The 3041-nt window shown below is 61.6% G+C and carries 4 protein-coding genes, 1 tRNA gene and 1 pseudogene; 4 read left to right on the forward strand and 2 right to left on the reverse strand.

Annotated features, from left to right (window positions below):
* Positions 1-393: 393 nt before the first annotated feature.
* Entirely contained in the window at positions 394-609 is a 216-nt protein-coding gene (locus tag AC2VOU_RS17060; protein ID WP_486958432.1) for a hypothetical protein, read from the reverse strand.
* Between the two features lie 22 nt (positions 610-631).
* Here AC2VOU_RS17060 and AC2VOU_RS17065 point away from each other — a divergent pair.
* The 3 genes and pseudogenes from AC2VOU_RS17065 (at position 632) to AC2VOU_RS17075 (ending at position 1654) form a co-directional block, all read left to right on the forward strand.
* Positions 632-705: transfer RNA gene (locus tag AC2VOU_RS17065), tRNA-Arg, on the forward strand.
* Between the two features lie 15 nt (positions 706-720).
* A pseudogene (locus AC2VOU_RS17070) lies at positions 721-831 on the forward strand (hypothetical protein); the annotation flags it as partial.
* Between the two features lie 64 nt (positions 832-895).
* Positions 896-1654 (forward strand): phosphotransferase, encoded by a 759-nt coding sequence (locus tag AC2VOU_RS17075; RefSeq protein WP_454561287.1) that lies wholly within the window; start codon positions 896-898, stop codon positions 1652-1654.
* 370 nt (positions 1655-2024) lie between these two features.
* Here AC2VOU_RS17075 and AC2VOU_RS17080 read toward each other — a convergent pair whose 3' ends face one another.
* The gene (locus tag AC2VOU_RS17080) at positions 2025-2219 is read right to left on the reverse strand and encodes an ATP-binding cassette domain-containing protein (RefSeq protein ID WP_486958434.1); all 195 of its coding nucleotides are present in this window, start codon (positions 2217-2219) and stop codon (positions 2025-2027) included.
* 84 nt (positions 2220-2303) lie between these two features.
* Here AC2VOU_RS17080 and AC2VOU_RS17085 point away from each other — a divergent pair, with 84 nt between their 5' ends.
* Positions 2304-2996: a cutinase family protein gene (locus AC2VOU_RS17085; RefSeq protein WP_486958433.1), complete on the forward strand. Its 693-nt coding sequence runs from the start codon at positions 2304-2306 to the stop codon at positions 2994-2996.
* Positions 2997-3041: the final 45 nt, after the last annotated feature.

Consider the following 3041-nt stretch of genomic DNA (forward strand, 5'->3'; position numbering starts at 1 on the left):
GCACACCAGTACGCTGTCACCGCCGATCACGCCTCCTGCATTCAGTCCCGCCCGCCCGATTGCCTATCCAACGCTAGTCGGGTTCACCCGCTGGTGAAAGCCGCTTACACGTGCGGATCCCGCATTCCGACGGGTGCTGGAATGCTGGCATACGAAACTTTGTGATGGGCAGCCGGGTTGGGGCGACTCTGCGGAGTCGCCACTCGATTCAGCCGGCTGGGGATGCCGACAGGGGCGACCGGTCCACTCGCGAGCCAACGGATCTTCTCGCCGTGCCGCACGTCATGAACGATGGCGCCTCGTGTGCGCGTACGAAATCGGCGACGCCGTGAACCGCTCGGGGTCGCCACCGTAGTCGGCGTGTTTTCGCGTACGTGATCCGCGCTGCGCAGCTCACGTCGTCGCAACAGGCGATAGCCGTGACTGCGCATACCCGGTCACGATTTGCGGGGAAAGCTCGCGGCCAGTCCACTCGCCGCGTAGGGCGAACCGCGCAGTGACGGGCGCCGGCCCGAGCGGGGTATCGAGGCGCACACCATCACCGGTAACCGCGGCGAGGAAAGGCATCTCGTGGGCGTTGCGCGGGCGGAATCGACCGACGATTGCCATTGGATAGACTGACCTGCGTATTGCCTCCGTAGCTCAGGTGGATAGAGCAAGGGCCTTCTAATCCCTAGGTCGCACGTTCGAGTCGTGCCGGGGGCACTCACAGTGACCGAACCTGCCCAGGCGTGTTACACAGAGAATTTGCGCGACTACTACCTGATCCTGCCGACCGTCGATGGGTCATTGTCACGCCGGTCCGGCTTCCTCATGACCGCCCTGCGCCTCCCCTGTGCCTACTCACTTCCAAGTGTTCCTTCAAAAGCACCGCGATTTCGCGAATACTGCAAGCGTGGCCGAGGAAATACAGCTCGAAGGTGGGTTCGTCAATAATGTCGCGCTGGCGAACGGCCACGTATTCCGTGCCCCACCGGCCCGAGCGGAGTTCGTGCATGCCGTGCTTCGTCTCTTCGAGCGGGTCGAGTGGGCTGGCGCGCCGCGCCTTATTGGAGTCGATAGTGACGGCCGTGAAATCCTCAGCTATATCGACGGGCTTGTCCCGTGGGAGCCAGCACATCTATCAGCAATTCAGTCCGACGAGAACCTGGCTAGCATTGCTATCCTTGTCCGCCAATTTCACAATGTGACCGCTGATAATGCGCTTTCGGGTGACTGGGAGGTCGTATGCCACAACGACCTGTCACCAAAAAATACTGTTTATGCTGTGGAAGACGGCTATCCACGGCCCGTCGCCTTCATTGATTGGGACCTGGCCGCACCAGGCAATCGCGTTCACGACATAGCCCATGTTTGCTGGCAGTATTTACAGCTCGGACCTGGGATAACAGACGTTTCCGAGGCTGCGCGTCGTATGCGCCTCATCTGTGAAGCCTACGGTCTCAGCGACGGTATGCGTGATGATCTGGTGGGCGTCATCCTTTGGTGGCAAGACCGCTGTTGGCGCGGCATCGAGCGCGGCGCCGCGGCCGGTAACGAATCGATGCTACGGCTCTGCGATGCCGGAGTACCTGGGCAGGTACGCGCCGCATTCAACTGGGTTGTTCACCACCGTGCTCGCCTCGAAAGAGGCCTCGACGGGCGAACCGTTTGACCGGTTTTTCCCTGGGCCTCGCTATCCATGCCGACCAAAGCTCGGCATACACGCCGTTCTCGGTGATGAGTTCCTCGTGGGTGCCGAGTTGCGACAGCCCACCGTTATCGAGAACAGCGATCCGATCAGCTTTCTCCGCAAGGTCGAGTCTGTGGGTAACGGAGATGACAATTCGCTCATCGTTGACAATCGATCTCGCCAACTGCAGTGCCAACGGCGGTTGCAGCCCAGCCGTGGCTTCATCGAGGACGACCACCCGAGGATTCACCAACAGGATTCTGGCTAACGCCAACTGCTGGCCTTGTGAATACGAGAATACGAAAGGTGCTGACCGCCAAGGCCAATCGATGTGTTAATGTCGGCAGGCAAGTCATGCACCCATACCGTCGCGCCGACCGCCAGCGCCAATCGTGACATGTCCGGAATCGGGTACGTAAATGCCGGCCAGTACGCCGGCCAACGTCGACTTCCCAGCTCCGCTGGGTCCAACCAGAGCAACATACTCACCTGGTGCGACATCGAGGTCAATGCCGCGAAGCGCACCGTGGCGACGGCATCGCCGGATCGCGAGGCGCCGCTCACGGGCGGCGAAAGCAGGTCGCGCGACTTAGCCGGTACGCTTTCGGTCGCGATGTGTCAGCATTGAGACGTGAACGCACGCCAATTCGCTCGTTTGCTGGGTGCCGCGGTGGTGACAACTGGGGCGACCCTGCTAAGCGCATCAACCCTTATCGCCCCCGCGTCCGCTGCCCCTTGTCCAGACGTCGAGGTGACGTTCGCCCGCGCCACCAACGAGCCAGCTGGTGTTGGTGGGGTCGGGCAGGCATTTGTCGATTCACTGCGCTCGCAGGTTAAGGGTCGCTCCGTCGAGGTGTATCCCGTCAACTATCCCGCCACCGAAGATTGGCCGCCGTCTGCATCCACGGGCGCCAGCGATGCGAACGCTCATGTTCAGTCCATGGTTGCGAACTGTCCCAACACCAAGTTGGTGCTCGGCGGATATTCCCAAGGCGCGATGGTGATAGATCTGATCACCATCGCCCGAGCATCGGTTGCGGGCTTTAACGCCGCGACGCTATCCGCGGACGAGGCTGAGCACGTTGCTGCCGTCGCCGTCTTCGGAAATCCGACGAGCAGATATCTGGGGGGACCAATAAGCGCGATCAGCCCGTGGTATGGCGCTAAAGCCATCGACTTGTGCGCGCCCGACGACCCGATTTGCACTCCGGGCGGGGCCTTGGCGCTGCCTTCGCATGACGAGATGTTCTCCGCGCCGCACTTGTCGTATCAGCAGTCCGGGATGCCCGGTCAGGCCGCGACTTTCGTGGCGAGCCACCTCTAGCGCACATGTCGGGGACGACTTGTCGGTGCACACCCCGACCGACAT

This window comes from Mycobacterium sp. TH-M25, from assembly GCF_057473665.1.

Coding starts and splice junctions, on each gene's coding strand:
- AC2VOU_RS17060 (WP_486958432.1), bottom strand. CDS start 609: ATGGCAATCGTCGGTCGATTCCGCCCGCGCAACGCCCACGAGATGCCT.